This is a genomic window from Mycobacterium sp. TH-M15 (assembly GCF_057473705.1).
In genome coordinates, this window is the sequence record NZ_JBYCLB010000689.1 from 1 (window position 1) to 2,962 (window position 2,962).

Here is a 2,962-nt window from a genome sequence, read left to right on the forward strand (position 1 = left end):
GAGCCTGGCCGCCGGTCTGCTGCTGGTGGCGATCGCCCTGACGCTCATCGGCGAGAACTCCTGGAGCGACCCGTTGACCACATGGGTTGCCCCCCTCGGCTCGCTGGCTTTCCTGGCGATCACCGGTGTTGTGCTGATCGGGGAGCTCAAGCACCCGTTGCGGTTCTACCTGATCTTCACCCGGCCGCACTGGAGCAGCTGGCTGGTGCGCGGGGCATTCATCATGAGCGGCTACGGCGCGATCCTCTGCCTCTACCTGCTGGCCGTCGTCGTCGGGGTGGGCTGGCTGCAACGGCTCTGTGGGATCGTCGCGGTGCCGCTGGCGCTGGGCACCGCGGGCTACACCGCTTTTCTGTTCGCGCAGGCCAAGGCCCGCGATCTGTGGCAGAGCGCGTTGCTCCCACTGCATCTGACGGTGCAGGCGGTGCTGGCCGGGGCGGCCGGCCTGCTGCCGTTCACCGCGGCCGCCGGCTACGCCCCGCACCGGACGCTGGTCGCCACCGAGATCGTCGTCGCGGCCGCGGCGACGCAGATTCTGCTGACCTGGGCCGAAGTGGCGCTGCCGCACGTCACCGCGCACGCCCATCTGGCGATCCGGGAGATGGTGCGGGGCCGGTTCGCACCGTTCTTCTGGGCCGGTATCGGCGGTGTCGCGGTGGCGATCGCCGCGCCGTGGATCGGATGGGTCGCCACCCCGTTCGCGCTTTTCGGACTGCTCGCTCACGAACATGCCTACATCCAAGCGGGGCAGTCGGTTCCGCTGGCCTGACACCACAGAGGGGATCGGTGCGCAAACACACGGCAGAAGACATCGACGAGCGCGCCCGGCGGGTGTCGGCGGCTCGGCACGCCGTCGAGTCGCGCGGCGAAACCTTCTACCAGGGGCCCAGCGCGGTGCACCTGGCGGCTTTCCCGCCGAAGGAACGCTGGGACAACTGGGTGGAGCTGGATTCGCGGTCCTGGCCGCGCCGCGTCGAGCACAGTTACCTGCTGGTGCCGACAACCTGCTTCAACTGCGAGTCCGCCTGTGGCCTCCTAGCCTACGTCGACCGCGACGATCTGCACGTCCGCAAATTCGAAGGCAACCCCGAACACCCGGGTTCGCGGGGCCGCAACTGCGCCAAGGGGCCGGCGACGATCAACCAGATCACCGACCCGGACCGGATTCTCTACCCGCTCAAACGCGTCGGCCCCCGCGGCGGCGGCCAGTGGCAGCGGGTCAGCTGGGACGAGGCCTTGGACGCGCTGGCGCACCGGCTGCGGGCCGCGATCACCGAGCACCGGAACAACGAAATCATGGTGCACATCGGGCGGCCGGGGGAGGACGGTTTCACCGAGCGGGTGCTGTCCAGTTGGGGTGTCGACGGCCACAACTCGCACACCAACGCCTGCTCGGCCGGCGGGCGCACCGGCCTGGCGTTCTGGGCGGGAATCGACCGGCCCAGCCCGGACTACGCCAATGCAAAAGTCATCTATCTGATCAGCTCGCATCTGGAGACCGGGCACTACTTCAACCCGCACGCTCAGCGGATCACCGACGCCCGCGCCAACGGCGCCAAGCTGATCGTGCTCGACACCCGGCTGTCCAACACCGCCACCCACGCCGACCACTGGCTTTCCCCGCAGCCCGGCAGCGAGGCCGCGATCAACCTGGCCATCGCCCGCCACCTGGTCACCGAAGGCCGCTATGACCGCGAATTCGTTCGCCGGTGGTGGAACTGGCGCCAATACCTGCAAACCTGCGCACCGGAGCTGCCGGCGACGTTCGAGGCGTTCGAGGGCGAGCTGCGCCGGCTCTACGACGCCTACACCTTCGAGTTCGCCGCCGCCGAATCCGGCGTCGCGGCGGACACCCTGCGCGCGGTGGCCGAGACCGTGGCCGGTGCCGGCAGTCGGTTCGCGGCGCACTGCTGGCGCTCGGCGGCGGCGTCGAACCTCGGTGGCTGGCAGGTGTCGCGAACCCTGTTTTTGCTGTCGGCGCTGCTCGGCGCCGTCGGCACCGAGGGAGGTACGTCGCTCAACACGTGGAACAAGTTCGTGCCCAAGCCGATCCACAACCCGCCGCACCCGCCGGTCTGGCAGGAGCTGAGCTGGCCGCCGGAGTACCCGCTGGCGCACAACGAGATGTCGATCCTGCTGCCGCATCTGATCAAAGACGGCCGGGGCCGGCTGGACACCTACTTCATCCGGGTCTACAACCCGGTGTGGACCAACCCGGACGGGCTGTCCTGGATGGAGGTGCTCACCGACGAGCAGGCGGTCGGCTGCTTCGTGGCGCTCACACCGACCTGGAGCGAGTCGGCGTATCTGGCCGACTGGGTGCTGCCGATGGGGCACTCCTCCGAGCGCCACGACACCCACTCCTACGAGCAGTACGACGGGCAGTGGCTGGCCTTTCGCCAGCCGGTGCTGCGCACCGCGCGGCAGCGGCTCGGCGAGACCGTCACCGACACCCGCGACGTCAACCCCGGCGAGGTGTGGGAGGAGAACGAGTTCTGGATCGAACTGTGCTGGCGGATCGACCCCGACGGCGAACTCGGCATCCGCCGCTACTACGAGTCGAAGGCTCATCCCGGCGAAAAGCTCACCGTGGACGAGTATTACGGCTGGATGTTCGAGAACTCGGTGCCGGGCTTGCCGCAGCGGGCGGCGCAGGAGGACCTCACCCCGCTGGAATTCATGCGCCGCTACGGGGCTTTCGAGATTTCGCGCGGGGTGGGGGCGGTCTACGAACACGAGATCCCGGACGCGGAGCTGGCCGGCTCGTACGTCGACGCGGCCGGGCGGGTGTACACCGCGGCCCCCGAACCCGAGCACGTCAACATCGTGCCCGAGGCCACACCCGCACCCGACGCCGCGGGCCGGCGGGCGGTGGGGGTGCAGGTGGACGGGCGGCTGCTGCGCGGGTTCACCACGCCGTCGGGCCTGCTGGAGTTCTATTCGCCGACGCTGGCCGCGTGGG

2 protein-coding genes are annotated in these 2,962 nt (G+C 69.4%); both read left to right on the forward strand.

The window, feature by feature from the left end:
• The coding region (gene nrfD / locus AC2VNT_RS16910; protein WP_486947955.1) for an NrfD/PsrC family molybdoenzyme membrane anchor subunit at window positions 1-769 on the forward strand (769 nt) is incomplete at its 5' end.
• Between the two features lie 17 nt (window positions 770-786).
• Window positions 787-2,962: molybdopterin-dependent oxidoreductase (locus AC2VNT_RS16915; protein WP_486947956.1), on the forward strand; the 2,176-nt coding region annotated here is incomplete at its 3' end.